Origin of the sequence: Dyadobacter chenwenxiniae, assembly GCF_022869785.1 — a bacterium.
In the GTDB taxonomy this organism is placed as follows: domain Bacteria; phylum Bacteroidota; class Bacteroidia; order Cytophagales; family Spirosomataceae; genus Dyadobacter; species Dyadobacter chenwenxiniae.
The window spans coordinates 1196943-1222889 of record NZ_CP094997.1 but is presented as its reverse complement, the minus strand read 5'-3'; the positions used below and the strand labels follow the sequence as shown (position 1 = coordinate 1222889).

Sequence of the window (25947 nt, the reverse complement as noted above, 5' to 3'; positions counted from 1 at the left end):
CCAAATTCTTTGAAGAATTATTTCGACAGCACGGTTCAGGTAACCCGGTTAATTGGCAAATTTTAAACCCAATGAGATTCCAACCTGGTTTGGCCTGATCTTTACGTTTTCTTCTGTGGTCAATATGCGCAAGATGTTGTATTCGAAAAATGGACCAATGGTAATAGTCGCTTTGGGACTGGCAAATAACCTTTTCCCTGCCGACAAACTTGCCGCAACCAGCTGCTGATCAGGACCCATCACGGTGCGTGAATATTCCATCCCGAGCTGAGCGTAAAGCGCGCCCAGAAGTTTCGTCTCGAAATCGAAATTCTTTTTTGCAGCTATACCAACAATGTCGAATGCACTTCTCACGGTGCGCGCCATTCCTAATCTTCTAAAATTATAATTTGCATTTGCCGGCTCTGCCGTAAACTCATCAAGTGCGTATACATATTCCGTCTGGTATTGCAAATGACTGTAATTGACCAGCAACTGATAACCCTTTGCCTGCATTCCAAAGCCAATTTTATAGCCGATGTTGGCAATTGAATTGGGGAATGACACTTTCAATATGCGGGAATGGGCACTAGGCAGCAGGTAAACACTTTGAGATGTGTTTGTTGCGGAAACGTTGACGAGCATTGCAGGTTTCCACGAACTAACTCGCTTCTTATCAACGACATCCTGAGAAACACTGTCCGGCGTAATTTCCAACATAGGGAGTGTTATCATTGGCAGCCCCAGCACCGGAAATCTTAAAGCGTTATGCAAATCAAGTTCTGAGAAATAGGCAACGTCCGCCAGGTCATCAATCTTGCCCGTAGCTGGGCTATCGTCCGCTGGGTAAGTCAGAAGAAGCGTTTCAGACGTTGCATTCCGTTTTGAAATTGATGATCTAAGTGGGTTTAACAATGGCTGATTTTCAGGTTGATCTCCTTCTTTCCGCGCCGCCGTAACACGGGGCCTTGATAAAATGGGGTGGTCATCGTTCACTTTTACCGGCACTTTTGCAGCGATATCATCTTGATTTTCACTGCCATTTCTTTCGCCCTTATGCAGGTCAGGAAGCGCTTTATGGGCCCTATTTTCAGTAACCGGCTTTGTCACACCAACGACGACACGATCTTTATCAGCTTTCACATACCACAGGAACATAACGGCAATGAGGGCGGCCACGCCCGATGCTGCCCATAATGGTTTACGGCTAGGGCGTCGGCCTAATTCTCTATAGATCTGCTCATCAAGAGATGCCTTCGGTTTTCGCTCAAAATTTCTGAACGATCCCTGCAAAGCATTTTTTATCGCATCATTTAATTCGTCATCAGAGGATTTCATGTTGCTTGATACCTTTTTGTTCTAATATTTTGAAAAGTAGGTTGCGGCCGCGCGTCAGTTGTGACCGCGATGTCGCCTCCATAATGCCTAGCAGCTGGGCAATTTCAGAATGCTTATATCCGTCTATAAAATACATATTGACCACAATGCGATAACCGTCCGGAAGCTCATTCATTGTTTCCATTAATATTTCTACGTCCATTCGCTGTAATACGGCGGTATGGTCATCCACCTGCCATTCCATGTCAGCGTTATCGTATGAGCTGCTCAGAATCTCTTTCCTGGTGACTTGATTATAGTAATCGATTGCATGCCGGATCATGATGGTTTTCACCCAGCTGTCGACAGATTCGGGTTTGGATATTTCGCCTATTTTCGAAAAGATTTTCATGATCCCTTCCTGAAATATGTCTTCGGCTTCGGCAACCGTTCTGGCATATCGCAAACAGATGCCCAACAACCTGCTCTTATAACGGTCGTAAAATACAACCTGAGCCCGTGAATCCTGCCGTTGGCAGGCCCTCACGAGCTCGGTCAGGTCCATCTTTGCTTTCGATCTAAAAAAGGCCATTCAGTAGTTTTGACAAATTAGCGCTGCTTGGCCTTGAAATAACATCCTGTTATCTGAATACATAGGATGAATACTGTTCGAATATTACCTCCCCCGAATTTGCATTCACAAAAATTTCCTGTGTTTCACTAATGAAATCACGGGTTCCTTCGGCGCCGCTTTTTCGTTGAAAAACATATCTTATACTACTCAGGTCATCATATATGGCCTCAAAAGCGAGGGTGTTGTAAACATTGAAATCAGCGTAGCCCGCCTTTATTTTTTCAAAAAGTGCTGCGCTGCCTACCTTATCATTGGGCTTATTTTCCAGCGGCGTTCCGTCTGAATTTTTCGCTATCCATTTCAAATTTCCGGCCTCATCAAAGAAAATCGGAAAAAGCGCTGCCTGTGGATGAACAATGAACGTCCTCTTACTGGCCTGGTCTTCGTTTACAGTGATCTGGCTGCTGTCCAGTTCAATTTTCGCCGCTTCACAAAACGACACGATTTTTTCCGGCACATCCGACACTTCCACTGTATACGATTCTACGGGATAAGGTGCGGCCATTTTTACTATGTGCCAGTCGTTGAGCACATAGTAGTTTAATAGCTGGGCCTTACCATTTAACATGTACTGCATTCGCGCCGCATTGTCGGTGGCCTTTTCAAGCAGTTGTAAATTGGAAAGTATGCCTCCCGAGATTTTAAGTTTGTCGGTTAAGCCTTTATAAAGCCCTGCATCGGCCGAATTTTTGAAAACATCACCGGAAATGGCCGCCGGGCTCACTTGCGTTTCAAATGTATTTGCCTGACTGGAAAACTTTGCTTTCCAGAGCTTTTCCTTTATAAGTGTTTTAAAAATAAATTGCCCTGCATCAGGGTAGCTCGTTTTGATAGCAGCAATAGCAGATTCGGGCACCACCTCAGTATCTGGCTCCTGTACATCCACCACATTGTTACAGCCGGAGAGGAGCGCAGCAAACAGCAAGAGCCCGTAATGTTTTATGTTCATTGAAATAGTGCTATACCGATTTATGGCCTTTCCTTATATGACTGATTATAGCATATAAAACGCTGCCTGGAAATTATCTTTTTTTTCAGGACGACGAGGAAACGTTGCTTTTCTTTTACGACAGAAAGAAAATGAATGATTGTATCCCTATGGCAGCAGCACGCTCAATCTGCAAACCACTGAAACCGGCATCTGCAAAAGAAATGCGAACGGGCGCTCCAAAATTAAAAATCAGCATCATCTCCAGGTTCGGAGAAAATGCTGAGTTTCTGTTTGAAAGTCGGCCGGAGCCTGAATGCAGTAAAAGTATTTGATTGCTTCAAAAGCAGGATCTGTTACTTCAATATGGGTGACTAACAGTTGCGTCATACTCAGATCATACTTTCCTGGTTCATAACGGTTATCGCTTTGGCCCAACCGAATCATAAATAACGACCTTATTCCATAAATGGGCGTAGTTATTTCTAAAATCGTCGTGGATGGGGTGTTTTTGATAGGCCTCTTCATCTGCCGGGCTGTCGAAAAAGCATAACCATGAATACGCATAATTACGTTCAATAACGTCGCGATTGGTGTCTGCCGGCGTTCCGATGTGTACCATTTTAATGGTCGGGCACTTGGCAAGCTTGTTTAACCCTTCCAGTAATTTCTCCTTATCGCCTGCATTTTCCGGATTTTTTAAGTAAAAGAAAACGTGGTGTAAAAAGGTGTTATTGGCAATTAAACCGGTCGGCACGCCTATCGCCAGGCTGGCTGAAAGGCTGCTTTTGACAAAATTTCTTCTTGATTGCTGCTTCATTGTTGAATAGATCTGATTGATGATTGGTGGGATTTCTAAAACAGGCCAGCGTATTCTTCTGGCATTGCGTTAATTTCTTTGATAAGGATATTACGGAAAAATACTTCGGCTGCTTCACTTTGTAACTGTATTTTACCACTGATCATGGGCACTTCCTTCCCTTCCGGCGTAATGTAACGGGAATTGCTAAGCACCATTGCCAACTGGCCGTTGACGATATGAAGACTCTTCCCTTCATAACAAATCAGTTCGAGACTGGTCCATTCGCCAGCAGGGCTTTCGTAATTCGCAGCGCGCATGCAATAGTAATCTGCCCCGCTTTTGAAAGCAGCGAATGGTTGTTTATGGTCTGCAACCCGGTTCATAACCCCCTCAGACTGGAACGAGCGTATGTCAATCGCCGAGTTTGCCTGGCACCAAAAGTCGCCCATATGCCCTTCCATAATCTGGAATTCCTGAGACAGCATCCAGGAACGCCAGTATTCCGCACCGGCTTCCCCATTGGAGTGATACAAAATGCCCGAGTCCCGCAGCTTGTCCTGTCTGGGATCATATTTCTTGTCGCCCCATTTGACTTGAAGCTTCATATGGTAGTTTTTGTACGATTTCTTTGTAAACAGGCAACCGTATATTTCGCCACTGACGCGTAACACAGGTCCCCCGGGCTGATTTACCACCGTGAACACTTTGGCATCATCCCGATTATACCCAACCGGAGCTAATGGGGTTCCGGATTTGTCAGTTGGTACTTTTCCATTGTATCCTGGTTTGTGTGCATAGCTCAAATAATTTTCCCACAAGCTAAGGTCTTTATCCAGCAGAGGCGTCCATTCGTCAGGCTTTTGCATGGAAAAAAGTATACATATGAATGCTATTCCGGTTAATTGGGTAAATGTACGTTTCATACTGGTGTTTGCTTTTGCCGTATTGAAGAAATTTCAGAAAGCAAATTTAAACAGTGCATCTGCGGTCCTATTGTAAAAATCCATTGTTAATTGGTAAGTTTATGCTAATCTTTGGGCCACATGAAAAGATACATCCTTCATACACCATTCAGTATCTACCATTTCGAAGCCGTTACCTGGGTTCACTCGGTTCATAAACACACCTATTTCGAAATTATTTTCATATTAAAAGGAAAGGGCGTTCATCGCATTAATGGTAATGCTTTTGCGTATGCTGAGGGAGACGTTTTTCTTTTAGGCCCTGAGGATTTTCATTATTTTGAGATTCTCGAGCTGACTGAATTCAGCTTTGTCCGCTTCAACGAATCGATCCATAAACAGTTGCGGGGCGATAAGGATCATCCATGGCAACCCATCATAAAAGCATTGCTGAACACTTCTTCGCAAAGCCGGGGGTCCATAGTCACAGATACAAACGAGAAGCAAAAACTGCACCATTTACTCGCTGTCCTGGAAGCGGAATCTGCCAATGACGAGTCTCAGTATTATGAATTGATACGTGACAGTCTCATGAGAAGTATGTTGATCATTCTTGCCCGGAACCTGTTCAGTCAGGCGCACGGCAGGCCTGTCCTGAAAGATTCGATAGAAGCGATGCTGATTTATATCAAACAGCATATTTACCGGCCGGCAGACCTGACGATTGAGCATTTGGCCGAGACCTTTCATTATGCGCCTGCATACGTCAGCCTTTATTTCAAGAAACACGCCGGAGAATCATTGAAACAGTATATCATTAAATATCGAATAAAACTGATCGAAGCGCGGCTGCTTTACAGTCAGCTAACCCTCAGTGAAATTGCCGATGAGTTTGGCTACACAGACGAAAGCCATCTTTGTAAACAGTTCAAGAAATATACGGGTACCACGCCGATTTCCTTCCGGATGAGGGTTTAGCTAAGAACATCATAAGAGTATTAATCTCTGAAAAGTGCAATGGTTAGTACATTTAAGCTGTAAGGAAATACTAATTGTTTATAACTTTTTGTAGTCCATAGATTAGTGGTCCAACATCAGCCTTACTATTAGCCAAAATTACCAGACCGCTTCTAGCTTGCGGAAATACTGAAATGTGAGATACAAACCCAATTGTACTCCCATTGTGTTGAAAATCGAGCTTATCCCCTTTTTTTCTAACACCCCAACCCAAACCTACATTTCCCGCCGTCTGCTGGTGTGTTAATTTTACAGCTGGATTGGTTTCACTAATCTGATGATGAAGATATTTTAGCATGTCACCCAGCGTGGAATGTAGCCCCCCCGCCGGCCCGAAGATTCCTAGCGCATGAGATGGGCCCTGCCTTCCATTATCAGTGTAGGGGTAAGCCATCCGCTTTTTCTGTGCTTGCGTCAGATCGTAATAGGTATCTTTCATTCCGAAAGGCTTTGTGACGTATTCCTTTAGTAAATCTTCATAAGGTTTGGCATAAACTCCTTCCATAATGTGTCCCAGCAGGGATATGCCCCAGTTTGAATAGTTGTATTTATATCCGGGAACTGTATCCAGTTTTACCCTGTGCAACGCAGCAAAATACATAGCTGAATCATAATGTGCCTCAGGAATAACCGGATTGAAATTTGGTTGTTTCTCTAAATCATCGGGAAGCCCGGGAAGACGGGATGTGTGATTCGCCAGATGAAGTAAAGTAATCGGTGCTCCCTGAAAGCTTAGGTTTGGGTAATCACCTGAAAGATATTTCCTGATGTCATCATTCAAGGTAACTTTTCCATCAATAACTGCCTGAGCAAGCAAGGTGGCTGTGAAAGTTTTCGTAACTGAGCCAATTTCATATAGTGTGTGCGACGAGGGGAGTTGTTCTGTATTCTTGTTTGACGAGCCGTAATGATAGGTCTGAACGGCTCCCTGAGCAACAATTCCTATTGAAAGTCCTGAGCTATTCGAATTTTTGAAATATGACCTTGCAAGGCTGTCAACCAATTTATCTGTCGGAGTTTTTAAAGGGTTATTATTTTTGACATTTGGGGCTTCTTTCAAAAGCTCAATGGGAACATTTGAAAAACCAAAAGTTGTGAATTTTTTGTCAGCAACTGCGAGGGTCATTTTAATGTCTCTCGTTTCACACTTTAACAAGTAAGAAGATTTTCCGTCTGCTACTGTCTGAAATCGGGCGCTTAAGATATTACCCGAATTAAGGTTACCTCTTAAAAAGCCTGATAGCTGGTTCTCGGTAATGTGATTTGAAAATGCGGTGTCTGCCAGTTGATATATTCCCTTAAAATCATTCCGGTTGTACCTGGCGACGATGGAGTCCTTAACTTCGTTAAGGTCTGGATTGTTTGTCTGAGATACAGCGTAATTGCATTCGAAACACAGGACAGAGATGATAAGCAGAAATCGATATTTTCTCATTTTACGACAAGTGAACAAGTACCGTTAATCTGTTGGAGAATAATCGTACCATCTGCGTGAATCCATAAATATGAGCTTTTCTGCCATTTGCTGGCCGAGCAAACGTCCGAATTTGAACGGCGCGTTCCAGAACTGAACACGGCTGCCTACGTTGTACCTGTTTTTATCCGAGGCTCAGAGAGATGCTGGATTTACGGTCTCTTTACATCAGAGATCTGTATGGACGTACCGGAAATCCGTCCATAGATCCGGTCGTCTTTCGCCCGGCGACCCGGTTCAAATTAATGCTTGCAGGTTATCTCGAAAACATAACAACTGATCGTAAACTTGTAGAGCACTGTTTGAAGCGGGTAAAATACAATCATGACAAAATGCGTAATAATCCGGTCGGTGCCAGTGGCGCTTCACATATAAAAGCCCAACTCTTTAGTAGTAAGACGCATTACAGCCCTAGTGATCCGGACTCACGTATTTCAGTAAAACCTGGTAGGGAAAGAAAGCTCAATTATCACTGCATGGATACCAGTTTTTAGTATGTATAAACCCGAAAGAGAAGGGCTTGTTTACGGTAAAGAAAAAGATCAGTTTTACCTGCCTTTTCTCATGCGTTCTGAAAAAGAATCAGATAATGAGAAATTTTGAATCTTTGAAAAACAGTTCTATAACGGCCACGGTGGGTGTAGCATATTCAGAAAAAAGTCGGATCACAGTTTCTCATATAATTGAATAGCCAAGAATGAGAACCAACATTATTGCATTTCTGCTCTTTACCTTCATCTGGAGTTGGCTCAATTGGGGGATCGCGCTGTATTATCTGAAAACTGACTCAGTTGAAGATGGCATGACTTACTTTATAAGTTTCTTTTTTATTGGTGCATATGGACCAACCCTCGCAGCAATTATCACAACTGCTTTTTTTGAAGGATCTAGTGCCTTACGGGCCTTATTAAAAAGGCTTTTTATCTGGCGCGCATCGCCTAAGGTGTATCTGGCAGTTTTTGCCTTGCCAATTATATTTATGTTTTCGGGAATCTATCTCTACCATTTGTTTGTCGGGTCCATTGGAAATGTTAGCCTAAGCAAAGTGGCATTGATCCCATCTATCATAGGTTATAGCCTGTTTGCTGGACCTATGGGCGAAGAACTCGGATGGAGAGGCTATTTGCTTCCCAAACTGTTGGAAAGTCATTCTTCAACGAAATCCAGTATAGTGATTGGTTTCATTTGGGTTACCTGGCATATACCTCTTTTTTTCGGGCCCACCGGGGCTTTAATCTCATATGGAGACATCACCTTTTTGAATGTGTCGGTTTACCTGCTTGCTACGATCTGCTTATCTTATTTATTTACTTACCTATCGTCTATAGCGAATGGCAGTGTCCTTATCGCAATTCTAACCCATCTTTCCGTCAACGCTGGTTTGCCAATCTTTTTCTTTCCCAACCTGACTGTGCCAGAAAAAGCTCTAATTGTATTTAAACTGACTATAATTCCACTTGTGCTTTTCACAGCCTATGTCGGAACCAAGAACACAATTAGAAGAAGTGCTGAAAAATAAGCCATTGTCATAGCATTATTGTCTTGGTCATTTGGTTACGTTCACAGTTCTAACTGCCGACTGAGCTCGCCATAAAAACTTCACATACCATCAATCAGGCTTGGTTTGTGTTTGCTTCTTAACATATCACTACTTAAACACGTATGATCGTTATCCGATCTGGAACCGACCAACGGAGCACTGTGGCCACTAATCGGAAAATGAGCGAAGCCCCATCCGGCCCGTGAATTTATTAAGCAACTCAAATGTTCCAATAAAGTGAACCCATAGGCCAGACAAACTCTTCGGTCTCATAGCTGACTAAGCTGGCTTATTTTAATTAATGTAGTAAAAACAAGAAAGGCGTTACGATGAAAAAAGTAGGATTTTTATCGTTTGGGCATTGGGCTAATCATCCGGCTTATAATGCGCAAACGGCGAGTGACACGTTGCTGCAATCCATTGATTTGGCTGTTGCTGCTGAGGAAATCGGTTTGGACGGTGCTTATTTTCGGGTGCACCATTTTGCTTCCCAGCTGGCCTCACCATTTCCGTTACTTGCGGCCGTTGGTGCCAAAACGAGTAAAATAGAGATCGGAACAGGTGTCATTGACATGCGTTACGAAAATCCGCTGTATATGGTGGAAGATGCAGGTGCTGCGGATTTGATCTCCGAAGGGCGACTGCAACTCGGTGTCAGCAGAGGATCGCCGGAACAGGTCATTGACGGCTGGCGCTATTTTGGATACGAACCGGCTGAGGGCGAAACCGACGCAGATATGGGACGCCGTAAGGCATTGGAATTCCTTGACAAGCTAAGCGGTGTAGGATTTGCAAAGCCCAATCCGAACCCGATGTTTCCTAACCCGCCGGGGTTATTGCGACTGGAACCCCATTCGGAAGGATTGCGGGAGCGCATTTGGTGGGGGGCTGCTTCCAATGCCACTGCCGTTTGGGCAGCTGAGAACGGCATGTATCTGCAAAGTTCGACATTAAAATACGACGAAGGCGGCAAGCCTTTTCACATTCAGCAAGCGGAGCAGATCCGGTTGTACAAAGAAGCCTGGAAAAAAGCGGGACACCAGCGCGAGCCGAGGGTTTCGGTGAGCCGGTCTATTTTTGCATTGGTAAACGATCAGGACCGCTATTACTTTGGTCAGGAAGCCAGTCGACGTGATAAAATTGGCATGATTGAACAGGATAAGCGTGCGATTTTTGGCCGGAGCTATGCTGCGGAGCCGGATCAATTGATCAAAGAACTTGCACAGGACGAAGCCATCCAGGAAGCGGATACGGTCCTTTTGACGATTCCCAATACATTAGGAGTTGACTACAATGTGCATGTGCTGTCATCTATTTTGGAGCACGTGGCACCCGGACTAGGCTGGCGTTAAATTTTGAATGCTACCCCCGGATTGAAATCCGGGGGTAATCCAATGATTTCTATACCGACACATCCTCCACCATTTCCAGCTTGGCCCTGACCAGTTCCGTGATCTTACAACTGGCCCGTTGAAACACTTTCCGAAGGTCAATGTCTTTATTAAAGTTAGCTCGGCCTTCAAAGAAGCCATAAAAAGTTCTTAATTTCTGTCCCCAGGTTCACTTTCCAGAAGTGGGTGTGCGCGAAGTAGCATGAATGGCGGTTTGGTTACGAACAACTTCTGTTGTGCTGCTAATTGTAATAAATGTAGGTAGGACACGTCTGGCTTTGACTTTTGATTGTTTAGCCGCCAAGATTGGCGGGTTCTAACACCTTAATGCTTTAAAATTCTTTATACCATGAATCGCAAAATCTTGATCGTTACCGGGGATGGTGGCGAAAGCTATGAAACTCTTTACGCTTTGCACCGATTTCAGGAAGAGGGCGACATCGCCGTGATCGCCGCCCCCAGCAAGCGCCGACTCAATCTGGTTATGCATGATTTCGAATTGGGCTGGGATACGTATGTAGAGCGGCCTGGCTATTGCCTGGCTTCCGACCTGACCATTGAGGAGGTGGCGGTGGACGATTATGACGCGATTCTGCTGCTGGGCGGCCGCGCTCCTGAATATCTGCGCAACCATGCCGCGTTGCTGGAAGTAGTGCGTGAATTTGACCGGCAGGGCAAATGGGTTTTTGCCATCTGCCACGGCATCCAGATTCTGGTGACGGCAGGACTAGCCAAAAACCGGACTCTCACCGCTTACGAACATGTGCGCACCGAAATCGAGATGGGTGGCGGGACATATTCCACGAAAGAGGCTGTTCGTGACGGGAAAATGGTAACCGGTCAGACTTGGCAGTCACACCCTGATTTCTATCGGGAAGTATTTGCTTGTTTCAAAGAAGCGGAACTTGTTCAAGCCTAGATCCATCAAAGCAAAACTGGCCAACAATACGGTTCAGTGATGCACATGCAGTCATTATGCCCTTGCTGACCTCAATAAAAGGCAAGGATTCCCGGCCGAATTCTTCAAAATTAATCTTGCTCGCATCAGTTCGCCGCGCGCGAGTATCCGACGTGTGTTTCCATGACCATCGAAGGGTCGCAATGTGCTAATCAGCTTTGTCTGAGGTTACATCTGCGACCCTTCGATGGTCAACGTAATCATTGTACGTTTGGTCATTAGTTTTAGGTCCGAGATTATCATAAAGTGTATGAAGGCTCACTACTTCGCCCGATATGCTGCCGTTTTCCTTCCTGAGAAATGCTTCGGTTCTCTATGCGAACATAATCTTTTTAACTTTGTGTCACCAGCATTTACTTACAAACTACTGGCATCGAACAATCTATTATTGAATGAACAATTTTCTCCACAGAACAGGCTTGATCGTAGCTGCCAGCATTCCCCTATTTATTTTACCTGCACGCATCTCCGAAGGTCAGTGGAAGGACCCGGTGAATCTGATAGGCTCCGAAGTGGTTATTTTTATGATGAGCCTGGCTTGCTGGTATGCGATCAACATGATCCAGCAGCGATACCGGCGATGGCCAGGACTGCTGTTATCCATCCTCTGCTGCTGTGTGCTTTCCAATGTGTTTTACTTCACGTTTAACCCTATTTTTAAAGATTTTCCGTTCCGTACAGCCCAAAATCCTATTGGTATAAAAATTCTGATGCTTTCCAGCCGGGGCGTCCTCATGAGCGTGATCATTATACCTGCCGCTTACTTTTTGAAGCGTGATCGTGACGCACGCAACCATCGTAAAGAAAACGAGCGGCTTGCCATCGAGAAGGTCAAAATAGAGAACAGGCTCCTGGATCAAGCCGTGACTGAACGCACGCAAGCACTTCAACAAACCCTGAGCACACTGGAAGTGTCGCAGGAAATCCTGGAACACCAATTGTACATTCAGTCACGGCTTGTTGCGTCCATCACGCATGATATCCGGGGACCATTTAAGTTCCTGATCATTATCTCAGAAGAAATCTGCCGGCTCGCCCAAAACAAAGAATACGAGCAAATTGGCAGCTATACCATCGAGCTTAACAAATCGCTCGAGACCATGTACGGATTCGTGAACAACATACTGGAGTTTACCAAACTGCCCGTTCACCAAAAGCTGGATGCGTCCGAACAGATCAATTTAGCGCAGATCGTAAAAGACAAGGTTAAGTTGTTTGAAGGCATTATCAGTACGAACGGTAATCAGGTGCATTTAGACATTGATCCAACAATCCTGGTGACCAGCAATCCGCATTTCTTAGGAATTATCATTCACAACCTGCTTGACAATGCGAATAAAAATGCCGTCAACAGCCTTATAAAAATTGCTGCAACTGTCGATCAGGCTGCCGCCCACCTCACCATAGAGAATAATGGTTCCATGGCACAAGATATAGTCGAATGGGTAAACTTGAAATCACATCACACTTACCCGCCGGTCGGCACGGCAGAAACGCAGGGAATCGGGCTGATTCTAGTGAAGGAAATAACTTCTTTGCTGGATATAAAATTGTTTATGGAATCCAGTCATAACATTACAAAAGTGACCCTTGCAATTCAATGTGCGTAATTCCGAATTTACCCTCTTTGCTAATTTACAAAGTTTAACAAAGTCTTTTGGGCAGTTTTGGTGAAACCACTCTGATCTTCCCTGGTGATTTCGAACGAGGCTGTGCTTCGAAACTTGTAGTGTATTTAATAAAAAAGCCCCTGCAAAGGCAGGGGCTGGTATGCTTCTAAACACAGGCTTATAAATCTAACCCGGCCCTTCTTAACCTTTCTTCGTCAGTAATGTCTTCCACGTCTACCTCTGTGTGGCGGACGGTGTCGCTGACGATCTCGTCTCGCTCCTCTACGGACTTATTCAGGCTTATTTCTTCAACTACACGGGCCTCCTTGCTTACAACAGGAACTTCCGCATATTCTTTCACTTCAATTGTACCTTCTTTAAAGGTCTCGAAATCCGATTCTGTGGCAATCCTGTCAACGGGTGTGCGATTGACACTCACCTGTTCCTGGCGCAGACGGATGCTCTCCTGAACGGGCCGTTCAACAACGCGGCTCCGAAGACGTACGCCGCCGGTTTCAACTTCCCGTTTTCCCAGGTGGAGCTCCTCCTCAATTACCGGAACGGTGCTCGGTCCTTCAACAAAAGACGCATCGGTAACCGGCTGGGTATAACCCGGGTTGGAAGAACGATCGGCTGTGCTCTGATCAAGGTCAATTGCACCATATTCGTCAAGAATTGCCGCTGCTGCCTGAGCTTCCTCAGCACTGGCTGCATGGACGGTAACAATGGTTCCCCTCCTGCCGGCATCCGTATAACGCCGCGTCTGGTCGTCATCGCCATCAAAGAGGTCTTTGAAAAAATTCCCGATGCGGTCGCCAAAATCGCCATCCCGGTCGATGACGGACGGCGCGTCGGTTTCTGACTTGTATGTAGCGGTCTTAAAATCCACATCGCCATCAGCAAAACCGTTGGCCAACAAATAATTTTGCGCCTCCTGGGCGTCACTTTCATATTCAAATATTCCTACTACTGTATGTGCCATGATTTGTTTAGTAAATGGTTAAAGTTTGTTGATCTTGGGGCTTCCACTAAATATTCGTGCCTGAAGCATTACGGGAAATATTAACTTTTTCTGTTCTCAGCGTTTCGGTGACCGCCTTTTCGTCCTGATATAAGCGCTTGGTAATGTGCACTTCTTCTACAAGCATCAGGCGTTTTTCAGTCACCAGCACTTCTTTGACAACAGAAATGATAGTGACATCACCTTCCTGCCTGACTGCCGGCGGAGGCGTCTGAACATACTCGTTTATTTCTTTTCTTTCTATCAGAACCTCTTCCCTGCTGACAGCGACATTGACAGATGTTTCCTCTTCCATAATTTCTTTTGAAATCAAAACCTGCCCCGTTTCGATGCGCTCAGTGGAAACTGTCAGATGTTCTCTGATAACGGGAATTTTCAGGTTTTCATCGACACGTCGTGGCTTGCCTGCATCATCGTGGCCGTCTATAGAATGCATCCCATTTTTCTTTAAGTGAGCAGCATCCCTTGCGAAAAACGTGCCAGGGCCTTTCAAGGATATTTTAAATCCCATCAGACCCCTGTTTTGGATGCAGTTAGCGGACATTAAAAGTCTACGGCGACACAGCCCGCTCAAATCGTGAGCAGATCAATATATCAATTCCTCAAAACCTTGAAATCCACACCAAAAAGCAATCGTGTAACAACGCTTAGAACGTTACTCCCGCTTCTGAAAAGCATTTAAGGGAACACCACTGTAAAGATGTACATCATCAGATTAACCAGAAGCACGATAGCGTACAGGCTGTTGGTCTGGCCTTTATTCAGTGAAAGCATTACTGTAAAAATCGAAAGAACAAGCAAAACCATCGACTTCATGGTCAGACCCAGGATAAGCGGCAAATCCATTATGGTACAAACAATCACCACCGTAGGAATACTTAGCCCTATACTTGCTAATGCCGAGCCCAGTGCAAGGTTAATGCTCGTCTGATATTGGCCACGTCTTGCCGCACGGATAGCGGCTATGCCTTCCGGCAGCAAAATCACCGCTGCAATGGCTACACCCACTAAGGCCGTGGGCAGGCCGGCTGCCACGATTCCGGCTTCGATTACCGGGGAAAGGTCTTTGGCCAGGGCAATAACCACCCCTAAGCATACCAGCAAAAAAAATAGACTTATGAGGGCTTCCCTTCCGGTCACGTCTTTTTCCTGGCCCGAGACTTCCGCCAGAAAATACTTGCGATGTCTGACAGTTTGCGTAAATATAAAAGAACCATAAATGACCAGGCAGCAAATGCCAATCGCAATAAGTTGTGGCGTGCTGTAGGAAGGTCCGGCAATACTGGTGGTGAAATTTGGCAACACCAGGGTAAGCACCAAAATTGATACAAGGCTGACCAAAGCAATCGTTACACTTTTGGTTTCAAAGCTTTGCTCTTTAAATTTCATCGCCCCCACAAACATACTGATACCCAGGATACCATTTAGAATAAGCATAACAGCTGCAAAAAGTGTATCCCGCGCATAGGTGTCCGCGCCGGCGCCTCCCGTCAACATGAGTGATACGATAATCGAAGCTTCCAGGAGTGTTACAGCTACCGCAAGTATGATTGTTCCATAAGGTTCGCCTACTTTATGTGCAACCACCTCCGCATGGTGCACGGCAGAAAACACGCCTCCAATCAAGGCCGCCACGGCTAATAGGTTGACCAACAATCCTGTACCAATAGGAAGCACCAGGTAAAAGGCCCAGGCAATAACAGGTGCTATATAACTCCACTGAAATATTTTTTTCATAGAAAAGCTGATAAAAAAGTTGTGCTCCGTATCCGATCACATCAGAAATGAAGATCGTTTATTTGATATTATAAACATGTAAGAGATGGGTTCGTTTCCACGCGGACAGAAGGAATATCATTAATTTACTTCCTTTTGACAATTTATATGTGTAAATTTACAACTGTAAAAATAAAAACGTGAATTAAATGATCTGAGTAAATGTGTTCTGACTTCGATTTACCCCACCCGGGTAATGCCCAATGTCGTTAACTATTTGCTGCCCTTATATCACTGTCCCTTAACCTGTTTATCAAGATGATTATGGAAAACGAACAAATCAGACAGAAAGATGAAACATTGACTGCCATGCTTTATGCAATGGTGATCATGGCAATTTACATCGCCATTTGCTTTATGATGCTGAGCATTAACTAAAATAATTTTTATAATGGAAATTTTTCACCAAGTTCTTGATATATTTTTTCAATTAGATAAGCATCTGGGAAATATCATCGAGCAGCATGGGGCATTGACCTATGGTATCCTGTTTATGATCATCTTCATCGAAACCGGCGTCGTATTCATGCCATTTCTTCCCGGGGACTCTCTGCTGTTTGCCGCAGGAATGATGGCAGCCAGATATCCGGATTCACTCAACATTTGGCTGGTAATTGCACTGCTCCTGTTAGCCGCGGTCTTAGGCGATGGCTGCAATTATCTGATAGGACGCCGTTTCGGAACCAAAATCCAGCAAATCAGCCTGTTCGGGAAAAGAATGATCAAGCCCGAACAACTTGCACAAACACATGGCTTTTATAAAAAATATGGCGCATCTACAATTGTCATAGCCCGCTTTGTCCCGGTTGTCCGGACCCTGGCACCTTTTGTAGGCGGTGTTGCAGCAATGAATTACAGCGTCTTCTTTAAGTTTAATGTCATCGGGGCGGTCCTTTGGGTCGTAAGCCTCTCTCTGGCTGGTTATTATTTGGGTAGTATCCCGCTGGTCAGGGACAATTTTGAGAAAGTTGTGCTAGGGATCGTTGCCGTGTCAGTATTGCCCATACTATGGCAGTTAGGTAAGGCGAAATTCAAGTCTATCAGCCAGTCGGAGGTCATTGTTTAAGGAGTTTAGCGTTGATGCAGTCCGGTCGGCGTACAACACTTTATTGATAAGAAAGAAGACACTTACAGCTGTTCTTTTTCAGCGGAAGATTTCCATAAAAAATAGCATAATAGCCAAAGTGCGATTACAGTCCCCCCATGAATAAGCATTGCCCAAAGATTGCTTTCTGGTGTGCGCCACACGATTAACATATCAGCAAAGGGAATAACCGAGCCGGCCAGTAAAGTCAGCAGCAGGGGTTTCCTGCTGCTGGACCAGGCAAACAGCACAATAAGCAATCCCGAGAAAATATCCCGGATGCCTTTGATGTAATGAAAAGCGAAATTGGGCTCCTGATAATGGAGGCCAAATCCGGCTTCTGCTGTTTCGGGAGCCAGCAAAAAGCGGCCGCCGATAAAGAGTAAACCAAACCCGATCAGAAGGCTTAACAGTCTTACCGGAGGAGAAATGCGTTGCGTTGTCATAATCTTATGCGTTTTAAGTACAGCACAAAATTGGGCAACAAGCAGCACCCGTGCATTCACTCAGGTGAAGAAATGCGGGTGTAATCCTTGCCGGCCCATCTGGCCCGGATACGGCTTAAAGACTGAGGTTTAACGCCCACGTAGGAGGCAATATGATATTGTGTGATACGTGTGGCAAGACTGGGATAATGATCTGAAAATGATTGGTAACGCTCCTCGGGGGAATCTGTATAAAGGGATACAAGCTGTCCCATTGTTTGAACGAAAATCTGTTCAATCACTATCCGGCCGAAACGTTCACCATAAGTCAATTTGTCAAATAAAAGTTGCAGGCCGACCGATGAAATCACGAACAATGAGGAATCCTCGATAGCTTGAATTGCGCGTCGGCAGGGCTGTTTGGAGAGAAAACTCTCATAATCACAAACAAAATCGTTTTCTAAACCAAAGCTGTAAATCTTTTCATCTCCATCCTGATTGACAAAATATCTCACTAAGCCTGCCTGAATAAAACCAACTTGGTGACAAACCTGACCTTGCTCAACAAAATTCGCTCCTTTTTTCAGATGCAGCGGCTGGAACAAACCATCTATCAAAGTAATGTCTGCGTCACTAAGTGGCACTATTAGTCGTATCTTTTCGATGAGCGTAGTTAGCGGGTATTCCATTGGAAAGGAAGATATGGTTTGCAAGTTTGAGGAATTTTTTTAGAAATGAAAGATCACGCTGGCTTGCGGCTTCCGTCAACAAGTCTTGTTTTATTCATCAAATGGCCTGTCGGGCAATGTGCGTGGGTGAACCTCTGTCCCACGCCCGCCAAAGTGCAGGGCGAGAGCTCCCCGTTTCCTCAATTTTGTTATGAACTCCGTTGATTCTGTTAAATCTGCTTTTTGCCGGTTATGCAACTTTGCAATACCAAACAAAAGAATATTATGAACATTGTAATTACTGGCTCGCTGGGCAATATCAGCAAGCCCCTGGCAGAAGAACTGATCAGCAAGAAGCATTCGGTCACCATCATCAGCAGTAAAGCGGACCGGCGGCAAGCCATTGAAGCATTAGGGGCAAAAGCGGCTATTGGCACCATTCAAGACCCCGATTTTTTGACCGCTGCGTTCAAAGAGGCCGACATTGTATATTTGATGGAAGCATGGGAAGGCATCGGCAACATCTTTGATAAAAATGCAGATTTTGTTGCCGCTTTTACGAGAGTAGGAAACAACTATAAGCAAGCTGTCAAAAATTCGGGCGTGAGACAGGTTGTCCATTTAAGCAGCATCGGGGCGCATACCAATGAAGGAATCGGGAGTTTGTATCTGCACAACACGGTCGAGACCATCCTGAATCAGCTGCCCGAAACGGTTTCAATCAAATTCATGCGGCCTGTCGGCTTTTATACGAATCTGTACCGGTATGTTGCTTCAATCAAAACACAATCGGCAATTATACAAACTTATGGAGGCGATCAAAAAGAGCCCTGGGTTTCTCCGCTGGATATTGCTGCGGTTATTGCTCAAGAAATGGAAAAACCGTTTATCGGAAGGTCAGTTCACTATGTAGCAAGCGACGAAGTATCTCCCAATGAGATTGCCAGCACATTAGGTGAAGCCATTGGCTTGCCCGAACTAAAATGGCAGGTAATTCCGCGTGAACTGATGCTGCAGCAGATGCTCGATGCTGGAATGAACGACTGGATCGCGAACGGCATGGTTCAAATGCAAGCTGCGCAGCAAAGCGGAAGCTTGTATGACGACTATTACTGCAACAAACCGGTTCTGGGTAAGGTAAAACTGGCTGATTTCGCAAAAGAATTTGCATTAACCTATCACAAGTAACCCAATTATGAGAACGGTTTGGATCATCGGAGCTAAAAAAGGCGTCAGCTTTAAGGCAAACCCTGCGGCCTCTCAGGAAAGATTTCAGCTTAAAATTCGATATCTTTAAGCTATGAAAACAGAAGCTCCTGCTTTGTACAAATTTGAATCGTTAACCGACTTTCATCGGGTGTTTGGCCTCCCTAAGCCCATCCATCCGATGGTAAGTTTTATTAACATTAAAGATATGGCGATCAATCCGGGTGTCTTACCGGCATCGATGGTCATGCCTTTTTACAAAATTGCCTACAAGACGAACCTCTGCGGAAAAGCCAAATACGGGCAAAATTTTTTATGATTTCGGTGAAGGCGGTCTCGTGTTTACAGCTCCGGGTCAGATTTTTGAAAGTCCGACGGAGAATGCAGGTTCCGGCTACATTTTGCTCGTTCACCCTGACTTTTTGCTTTCCTACCCACTGGCAAGTACAGTTAAGCAATATGGCTTCTTCAACTATGCAGCCAATGAAGCACTGCACCTTTCGGAAAAAGAGCGCACTGCCATTTTCTCTGTTTTCAATATTATCGAAGAAGAACTTAACAGCAGGATTGATAATTTCAGCCAGGACGTGCTAATCTCCCAGATTGAGCTGCTGCTCAATTACAGCAACCGGTTTTACGGTCGCCAGTTCATTACGAGAAAAGCCGCCAATAATGACATGCTGCAAAAAATTGAGAATATTCTGGACGAGTATTTCAAATATGGAAGTGCATCTGAACGTGGCATTCCAACCGTTCAGATGCTGGCCGAAAGACTTGGCATGTCACCGAGTTATCTCAGCGATATGCTGCGTTCTCTGACCGGAGAAAACGCTCAGCATCACATCCAGGAAAAGCTCGTTGAAAAAGCGAAGGAAAGATTATCAACCTCCAACTTGTCCGTTTCCGAAATCGCCTACGAACTGGGATTTGAGTATCCACAGTCTTTTAGCCGCATGTTCAAAACAAAAACAAGCCTCTCTCCACTGGCTTTCAGGCAAACTTTTAATTGATAGGGAAATAGCATCCGGCGCGCAGGATGCTATTTCAATAGACGCCATAGCGAACCATTCTTGGTCACCAGCTCACTTAAATTTCCGGATTTGACCAATGCTCGCAAGAGCTGCCCGGCTTGGTCCCGCGGAGTTTGCGAAAGTTCAGAAAACTCGAGGGCAGTCAGGGTGTTGTATTTGGTAAATAAATTTTTCCAGTCCTTATCGATTACTTTTTTCGACGCAGTTGGAAATTGCTTCAACATGGTATCCTCGTATACGGAGTAAGGTTTGGTTCCATACACTTTTTCCTGGTTACCCTCGCTATCCACGAAAAACATAGTCGGGAAACCGCGGACACCCCATTGTGAGGCTAATTGTAAATCCTGTTCAAACAAATCTCTGGCATTACCATTGAAATCAATTTCAAGTTTTTGAACATCCAGACCAACCTGTTCTGCCGATGCCGCCAGATTTTCCCATTTTGTTATGTTAATCTTTTCCAGGAAAACCATCTCCCGCAACACACGAAGGAAGTGGATTGCTTTATCGGGATCTTGCAACTGGGCCGCTTTAAATGCAATGGATGGAGGATAGGAAGAGTCGAGCGGATCTTCCAGCCAGACATCGCCGTCGATAGGCATGTCGTAACGCACACTTACTTCGTCCCAATGATGTGCCACGTCAGAAGGTTTGCTAATTCCGCCGCTGTTGTAGCTCCAATCCGGCAGCAGGCCACCCATGCGGTAATCAATTTCAAAATTATCGCCGTATTCCAATTTCAGTTTACGAAGCTGAGGCTCAATGCCCCAGCAGGACGAGCAAATCGGGTCCGTGAAATAGATGATTTTGACGGGTTTATGAGTGGACGCTCCCGTCTGCGGGGCTGTTGCCAAAGAAGATTCAGGCATTTCACAAACTCCCGATTCGATATCGCATAAGAGCGGATTACTATTTGTTGTTTCCATTTTAGTAAAAGTTTTAATTGTGACAATCGAAATGCCGTTGACTAAGCTCAATGCGTGTCGCTCTTTTATTGCAAACACTATGCAACCGCTGCATTCGTCCGCTGAATAATAACAAAATCAGCGCAGATCCTGAAACGCAATTGTTGTAGTCGGGCCATGGTCAAAGATCATCTGTAAAGTGCCGTCTCGATTTTTCCTGAGTGAATTTCCGCATATTGTAATCGCCCGATTTGTTCCTGGGAATTGAAAGGCTTTCCCACTTTTCATTGGCGGCCATTTTCGCAATATAAACGATTTGCCCGATATGGTAGGGATAATGGGCAAGCTGCCGGTTGATTGCCTCCATTACCGTGTGGCCGTCATTCCGGATGTAAACCACCGCTTCCAGCTGATCGTCATCGAGATCGCGCAATGTGGTCAGCAATCGGTCCCAGCCTTTTTCCCAATGCGCCATGACTTCTTCACGGTTTGCGAAACGCCCTTCAAATTCCGCATCACGGTTTCGCCAGGGTTTTTCACCGTCGGTCGTTAAAAATTCGGTAAAGCGGGATAGCATATTTCCTGTAATGTGATTGACGATCACGGCAATACTATTACTCTCCTCATTATATTGCCAGAAAAGCGCCTCGTCGGGCAGTTGCGCGATTGCCTTTTCGCCGAGCATTTTATAATACTCAAACTGCTTGACCGCGCTGGCTAAATAACTTGTATCCATTTGTTCAATGTTCTGTTTTCACATTTTTTTTCCAATGCCAACCCCGTCTGGTTTTGCCGCATGCCGTGTAAATGAGCTGCAAATGACCCCATTTTTTCAACTTGCTATGCTCATTGAGACCATTCTTGCAACGCATTGCATTTAATTTGTATCATTACTTCCTCAATGTTACAGATTAAAACAATTGGTTGTCCGAAAACATCAGGAAAACAAAATGAAACTGCAACTCATAGAACCCAGAGCTGAATTGAAACCATTCATTGGCAAAATTTGGGTTTTAGAGAGCAATGGAAGATTGCCTGAGGATGATATGAAGTTGATCGTTCCAAATGGTATGGTGAAGCTTATAATTCCGGTAAAAAACGGGTTAATAGGCAAATATGAAAAATGGCGGCACCGTTCGAAAGAAGGATCCATTACTTTGATAGGAATTTCCGACACGCCTGCTATCGTGGACATCGAACACGACAATCCGCACTGTAACATTGGTATCGAGTTTTACGCACTAGGCGCATATCGCCTATTCCACCTTCCACAATTCGAATTAAAAAATAAGATTTTCGATCTCGAAGATGTAATCGGAAACCAGGCCCGGCATTTAAGCGAACGTTTGATTAATATCGAGAAAATCGAAGAAAAAATAGAAGTCATTCAATCGTATCTGATCAGTCAGCTTTCCAGATCTACGCCGGATTTGGTTGTTGACTATTGTCTCAGCCAAATAGTGGGCACCAAGGGCCTTATAGCTGTGAATGAGCTGGAAAGAAAAACAGGATTTAGTAGCCGATGGCTGCGGGAGAAATTTACAGATAAGGTGGGACTGAGTCCGAAAAGTATTTCCTCAGTTATTCGTTTCATGCAGTTTTATGAGGCGAATGCGAACGCAAACATGGATTTTTTCAAAAACGAGCTTTATACGTATTTCTACGATCAGGCACATTTTATCAAAGACTTTAAAAGATTTACGGGAATGGCGCCTTCTAAATTCATGAAGACGGACAATGAATTCGGGCACATTTTTTACAAAGGATAGCACTTCCGATTTTTACAAGACTTGCACCCTCCTGCCTCATATCTTTGGATTGTAAATAGATTTGATCAATCCCAAAACTTTCCTAAAATGATTAGCTCAAAAATGCTGGTAAGAATTTCGGCCGCCCTGATCGTGGTGCATCTGTTGGGACACACCATCGGCCATTTAACCTGGGACGAGCCGGAGGACCCGAAAATGGGTGCGGTGGTCAAAGTAATGAAAAGTTACAGCGCCGATTTCATGGGCGCCAGTAAAACGATGGCGGAATACTACAATGGTTACAGCATAATGATCTTCGGATTATTCATTATGACTATCCTGCTGCTCTGGTCTATCTCCGGGTTTGTAACCGAGCAAAAAGACATTGCTAACAAACTGCTCTTACCCATCGGTGTCATCTATATTTTATTTGGCGTTGTGGAATTCGTGTATTTTTTCCCCTTTGCCGCCGGCATAAGCCTGTGCTCAGGGCTATGTACTACTCTTGCCGTTTTTGTAAATAAAAAAGTGCCCTACCCTTTTCCGGAATGAATGTAACAGGCAGGACACATTTCAAAAAACTTCAATTCTTCACAAACTTACCGCGCTGGTTGTTTCCTTTGCTATCTGCAACCGATATCAGATAAATTCCTTTATCGAGCTGGCCAATGCTGATCGTCAAGCCTTTCTCAGTGTATTTACTGAATTTTTTGGCCAAAATCTGCTTGCCGTCTGTGCTCATAACCGTCACCTGAAGTTCGCCTGTGAAGTTTTGGGGGACTTTCAGATTTAACTGCGTACTGCCGGGATTTGGAAATAATGTGACCGAATCTTCGTGGGCAAATTTCACCGCCACAATGCGTGAATGTTCATATTTGCCGTCAAAATCAACTTGTTTCAAGCGATAGTAATTGATTGAATCGGCATTTGGAACCTGGTCATTGAATGCATAATGCTGCGCTTTGCTGGTATCACCATGACCGGGCACTTTCCCGATGACTTTGAATGTTCTGGCATCCAAACTCCGCTCTATTACAAATTCCTTGTTATTCGTTTCAGAAGCCGTTTCCCAGGTTAGTAATGCGCTGTAACCTGCCCGTTCGGCCTGGAAATTGGCAAGTGTGACTGGCAATGCGGAATCTCTAAGTTGAATGATCATCGCGTCCTGCGCAGGCACATTCACGGATAATGTTCCCTGTGCCAACACCGCTGCCTTCTTCGCCGATGGATCATTTCCACTGAAAAGCTCCTCTGTTGCATAGTCAACCTGGCCGCTCAAACCGGCCCTGGCCAGATCTATGGAAAAAGCCTTTGCCTCCGTCCCGTAATTAAAAACCGCCAGATAATGATTGACGCCAATCGTTTTGACAAAAAGCGCATTCGGATCCCATCCCGTATTGCCTTCCACCGGGCGGAATGCTTTGCCGTCCTTGGCCAGATTCAGCAGATCCGCGTTTTGAAGCAATGTTTGCGAAACGGCTTTCCAGGCTCCGTCCGTTGCATAATCATCTCCCGTAATGATGGTGCCGGTTACGATGGAGGAAGCAAGGCGCGCGCGGTTCTCGCCAGCTGTTTCGGTGCCGAAAACAATGTGGTCGGCATCAATGTATTGGTAAATCTGATTTTGCCACCAGCCGTAATTTGTGCTGTTGAGCGTGTAAGCCGTCTCACTGATGTGCTTATAAGCATCGCACGCAATCCGCCGCATGTGCGCATAACGGCCAGTAGCAAGATTTGGTGAAATGGCAGCATACACCAGCATGGTGCCATCGAGTTGGTCTGTCAGATATTCCATGCCGGCTTTATAAGCCTCCATCCCGGTGTGAACGCCAGATTCGTAAAAACTGTCGGCTTCCAGTGAAGCGTGAGCTAAGAAATCTATTTTGATCATTTCAAAACCACATGCTTTGAATTTTCCGATCAGATATGCAATGCGCGCCTTCGTTCCCGGGTGCGTCGGATCGAGGGCATATGCGCCGTCCAGGTCCAGCGGACCGCCATTCACCTTGGTCCAGACATCCTCATAATTATAAGCACTTCCTTCCATCTGGCGTGCAGATTTACCCCAATCCACAAAAGGCGCCCAGTAAATGCCTGGCTTCAAACCTTTGGATTTACAATAATTGGCAAATTCGGTTAACTGACTGAAATCGCCCGTCATGCCACCGGGAGCCAGATTGTCCCAATAGGAATCCAGATCAACAAACAATGTATTGTCCCCATTACGGAACGCAGGAACCTGAGTTGCAAAATAATCAACGACTGATTTGGCTTTGGGAAGATTCAAATTCGACTGAATTGCGCCCCAGCTGTTCCAGCCGAAAGGTGTGGCGGCAGTCCAGTCGAAAATGTAGCGCGGCTCGGCCAGTGCGTTCGCCTTGCCGTATTGTTCAAACCCGTCGCGCCAGTCGCCATAGTAACCCACCATAATGCGGGGCGATTTGCAGCTTTGCTGGCCCACGCCTACCCAGCCGTGGCCGCGTTTGTCGCGCGTTACATTCTCGTTCGTCCAGCCGGCAATTACGGAAATGAATGAAGTTTCTGTGCGCCCTTCGCCCGCCAGGTTCACGCCCGTTTTTCCAGACTTCATGCTCCACAGAACCAATGATCAGCCCTTTCCGGCTCGTATTATCATAAATTGCTCCTGCTTCTGACGATGTAAAATTGGCATAACCAATTTCCTTTGCTTCGTAACGCACCCATTTGTCATTATCAAAAGGAACAAAAAGCCCGCGGCGATCACCATTGGAATGTATATCAACCGCATTGGAAGTCAGCGGCGTCATTTTTGTAGGAATTTGAGCCTGATCCGTTGAGAATGAGTTCGGTATAAAAATGATTTTTTCCCGTGTAAGTGTAAAAAACCTGCTGCATTTCAAGCTGTCCGCCGCCTGTTAATGTAATGACATGCCTCGTTCCTGAACCAAAGCTGTCATTCGCAGGAGCGGAAGAATAAGTCCGGCTTGTATAACCTGCTGTACTATTGACCATTGCATCCGAATTGGCCGTAGCGAATGCTTCCCCGATTGTTTTGACATTATCAAAATACACATCATAAGTCCCGTTGCTGAGGTCATAATCAATGCGGCTGTTGGTGCCAAAAGCGATCGTTTGGATGGAAGCCGTATTAAGCGGCGTCAGCACGATTTTGTCCACATTAGGACCATAACCAAACGCATTATCCAGCTTGATGCTGTTGTTACCGGCTTGAAGCGGAACATTCACCCCGATGCTAGCCACCGCAGACCAGCCGCCGGAAGCAGGACAAGTGACAGCGATGAAATCGCCTCCGTTCGGTGTCACATTAATCGTCCGCTGATCGCCCGTCGCATAAGAAAGTGTAAGCCTGTAATTGCCTGCCGTCGCTACATTCACCGGAATTGTTACCGATCCGCCGCCCAGGTTCCCGACCATTTTCTGCGATGAACAGGCATCGCAATTTTGAATGTCAGCCCCATTAGCCAGCGTTCCGGATTCCGCTTCAAAGCTTTGCGAGAATGATGGAAAAGAAACGAGAACAAGCATGAATAT

At 45.2% G+C, this 25947-nt stretch carries 25 protein-coding genes and 1 pseudogene; 11 read left to right on the top strand and 15 right to left on the bottom strand.

Annotation, left to right across the window (positions count from 1 at the left end; translation table 11 throughout):
- Positions 1-48: 48 nt before the first annotated feature.
- From MUK70_RS05070 to MUK70_RS05050, 5 genes are all read right to left on the bottom strand, one after another.
- The gene (locus MUK70_RS05070) at positions 49-1317 is read right to left on the bottom strand and encodes a hypothetical protein (protein ID WP_234657521.1); all 1269 of its coding nucleotides are present in this window, start codon (positions 1315-1317) and stop codon (positions 49-51) included.
- A complete protein-coding gene (locus MUK70_RS05065; protein WP_234657522.1) occupies positions 1304-1888 on the bottom strand; it encodes an RNA polymerase sigma factor in 585 nt (194 codons plus the stop codon). Before MUK70_RS05065 ends, MUK70_RS05070 begins: the two co-directional genes overlap by 14 nt.
- Positions 1889-1937: 49 nt before the next feature.
- A complete protein-coding gene (locus MUK70_RS05060; RefSeq protein ID WP_234657523.1) occupies positions 1938-2879 on the bottom strand; it encodes a hypothetical protein in 942 nt (313 codons plus the stop codon).
- A gap of 400 nt (positions 2880-3279) precedes the next feature.
- On the bottom strand, positions 3280-3678 hold the full coding sequence (locus tag MUK70_RS05055; RefSeq protein ID WP_234657524.1) for a Dabb family protein: 399 nt from the start codon (positions 3676-3678) through the stop codon (positions 3280-3282).
- 35 nt (positions 3679-3713) lie between these two features.
- Positions 3714-4583, bottom strand: a complete 870-nt coding sequence (locus MUK70_RS05050; RefSeq protein WP_234657526.1) for a 3-keto-disaccharide hydrolase — start codon at positions 4581-4583, stop codon at positions 3714-3716.
- Positions 4584-4703: 120 nt separating this feature from the next.
- Between MUK70_RS05050 and MUK70_RS05045 the strand changes: the two genes are divergently transcribed.
- Positions 4704-5540: a helix-turn-helix domain-containing protein gene (locus MUK70_RS05045; RefSeq protein ID WP_234657528.1), complete on the top strand. Its 837-nt coding sequence runs from the start codon at positions 4704-4706 to the stop codon at positions 5538-5540.
- A 70-nt stretch (positions 5541-5610) separates the two neighbouring features.
- On the opposite strand, the gene MUK70_RS05040 is transcribed toward MUK70_RS05045, so the two are convergent.
- Positions 5611-7014 (bottom strand): serine hydrolase domain-containing protein, encoded by a 1404-nt coding sequence (locus MUK70_RS05040; protein ID WP_234657529.1) that lies wholly within the window; start codon positions 7012-7014, stop codon positions 5611-5613.
- 173 nt (positions 7015-7187) lie between these two features.
- Here MUK70_RS05040 and MUK70_RS31315 point away from each other — a divergent pair.
- The 5 genes and pseudogenes from MUK70_RS31315 to MUK70_RS05020 form a co-directional block, all read left to right on the top strand.
- Positions 7188-7547 (top strand): annotated as a pseudogene (locus MUK70_RS31315) (transposase); the annotation flags it as partial.
- 203 nt (positions 7548-7750) lie between these two features.
- The gene (locus MUK70_RS05035; protein ID WP_234657530.1) at positions 7751-8572 is read left to right on the top strand and encodes a CPBP family intramembrane glutamic endopeptidase; all 822 of its coding nucleotides are present in this window, start codon (positions 7751-7753) and stop codon (positions 8570-8572) included.
- A 350-nt stretch (positions 8573-8922) separates the two neighbouring features.
- Positions 8923-9945 carry an LLM class flavin-dependent oxidoreductase gene (locus MUK70_RS05030; protein WP_234604289.1) on the top strand — a complete coding sequence of 341 codons (1023 nt, stop codon included), beginning with the start codon at positions 8923-8925 and terminating at the stop codon, positions 9943-9945.
- Between the two features lie 388 nt (positions 9946-10333).
- Positions 10334-10903, top strand: a complete 570-nt coding sequence (locus MUK70_RS05025) for a DJ-1/PfpI family protein (RefSeq protein WP_234657531.1) — start codon at positions 10334-10336, stop codon at positions 10901-10903.
- 431 nt (positions 10904-11334) lie between these two features.
- Positions 11335-12552, top strand: a complete 1218-nt coding sequence (locus tag MUK70_RS05020; protein WP_234657532.1) for a sensor histidine kinase — start codon at positions 11335-11337, stop codon at positions 12550-12552.
- A gap of 178 nt (positions 12553-12730) precedes the next feature.
- Here MUK70_RS05020 and MUK70_RS05015 read toward each other — a convergent pair whose 3' ends face one another.
- The 3 genes from MUK70_RS05015 to MUK70_RS05005 all read right to left on the bottom strand — a co-directional run bounded on the left by MUK70_RS05015 (position 12731) and on the right by MUK70_RS05005 (position 15310).
- Complete coding sequence (locus MUK70_RS05015; protein WP_234608816.1) at positions 12731-13534, bottom strand: YsnF/AvaK domain-containing protein; 804 nt, start codon at positions 13532-13534, stop codon at positions 12731-12733.
- A gap of 46 nt (positions 13535-13580) precedes the next feature.
- Positions 13581-14009, bottom strand: coding sequence for a YsnF/AvaK domain-containing protein (locus MUK70_RS05010; protein WP_244784706.1), 429 nt, complete (start codon positions 14007-14009; stop codon positions 13581-13583).
- A 242-nt stretch (positions 14010-14251) separates the two neighbouring features.
- On the bottom strand, positions 14252-15310 hold the full coding sequence (locus MUK70_RS05005; protein ID WP_234608814.1) for a calcium:cation antiporter: 1059 nt from the start codon (positions 15308-15310) through the stop codon (positions 14252-14254).
- Between the two features lie 430 nt (positions 15311-15740).
- On the opposite strand from MUK70_RS05005, the gene MUK70_RS05000 reads away from it, so the two are divergent.
- Entirely contained in the window at positions 15741-16415 is a 675-nt protein-coding gene (locus MUK70_RS05000) for a VTT domain-containing protein (protein ID WP_234657534.1), read from the top strand.
- Positions 16416-16477: 62 nt separating this feature from the next.
- On the opposite strand, the gene MUK70_RS04995 is transcribed toward MUK70_RS05000, so the two are convergent.
- On the bottom strand, positions 16478-16879 hold the full coding sequence (locus tag MUK70_RS04995; RefSeq protein WP_234657535.1) for a DUF4267 domain-containing protein: 402 nt from the start codon (positions 16877-16879) through the stop codon (positions 16478-16480).
- A gap of 56 nt (positions 16880-16935) precedes the next feature.
- Entirely contained in the window at positions 16936-17547 is a 612-nt protein-coding gene (locus tag MUK70_RS04990; RefSeq protein WP_234657536.1) for a Crp/Fnr family transcriptional regulator, read from the bottom strand.
- Positions 17548-17811: 264 nt separating this feature from the next.
- Between MUK70_RS04990 and MUK70_RS04985 the strand changes: the two genes are divergently transcribed.
- Together MUK70_RS04985 and MUK70_RS04980 are read left to right on the top strand one after the other, a co-directional pair.
- A complete protein-coding gene (locus MUK70_RS04985; protein WP_234657537.1) occupies positions 17812-18714 on the top strand; it encodes an NmrA family NAD(P)-binding protein in 903 nt (300 codons plus the stop codon).
- 281 nt (positions 18715-18995) lie between these two features.
- A complete protein-coding gene (locus MUK70_RS04980) occupies positions 18996-19742 on the top strand; it encodes a helix-turn-helix domain-containing protein (protein WP_310590034.1) in 747 nt (248 codons plus the stop codon).
- A 29-nt stretch (positions 19743-19771) separates the two neighbouring features.
- Here MUK70_RS04980 and MUK70_RS04975 read toward each other — a convergent pair whose 3' ends face one another.
- Together MUK70_RS04975 and MUK70_RS04970 are read right to left on the bottom strand one after the other, a co-directional pair.
- A complete protein-coding gene (locus MUK70_RS04975) occupies positions 19772-20689 on the bottom strand; it encodes a ClpXP adapter SpxH family protein (RefSeq protein ID WP_234657540.1) in 918 nt (305 codons plus the stop codon).
- A 160-nt stretch (positions 20690-20849) separates the two neighbouring features.
- Positions 20850-21404, bottom strand: a complete 555-nt coding sequence (locus MUK70_RS04970; protein WP_234657541.1) for a DUF1572 family protein — start codon at positions 21402-21404, stop codon at positions 20850-20852.
- A 214-nt stretch (positions 21405-21618) separates the two neighbouring features.
- Between MUK70_RS04970 and MUK70_RS04965 the strand changes: the two genes are divergently transcribed.
- Both MUK70_RS04965 and MUK70_RS04960 read left to right on the top strand, forming a co-directional pair.
- The gene (locus tag MUK70_RS04965) at positions 21619-22437 is read left to right on the top strand and encodes a helix-turn-helix domain-containing protein (protein WP_234657543.1); all 819 of its coding nucleotides are present in this window, start codon (positions 21619-21621) and stop codon (positions 22435-22437) included.
- An 87-nt stretch (positions 22438-22524) separates the two neighbouring features.
- A complete protein-coding gene (locus tag MUK70_RS04960) occupies positions 22525-22968 on the top strand; it encodes an LIC_13387 family protein (RefSeq protein ID WP_234657545.1) in 444 nt (147 codons plus the stop codon).
- A gap of 31 nt (positions 22969-22999) precedes the next feature.
- On the opposite strand, the gene MUK70_RS04955 is transcribed toward MUK70_RS04960, so the two are convergent.
- Together MUK70_RS04955 and MUK70_RS04950 are read right to left on the bottom strand one after the other, a co-directional pair.
- The gene (locus tag MUK70_RS04955; protein WP_244784704.1) at positions 23000-25006 is read right to left on the bottom strand and encodes a T9SS type A sorting domain-containing protein; all 2007 of its coding nucleotides are present in this window, start codon (positions 25004-25006) and stop codon (positions 23000-23002) included.
- A 167-nt stretch (positions 25007-25173) separates the two neighbouring features.
- Positions 25174-25941, bottom strand: a complete 768-nt coding sequence (locus MUK70_RS04950; protein WP_244784702.1) for a CBM35 domain-containing protein — start codon at positions 25939-25941, stop codon at positions 25174-25176.
- Positions 25942-25947: the final 6 nt, after the last annotated feature.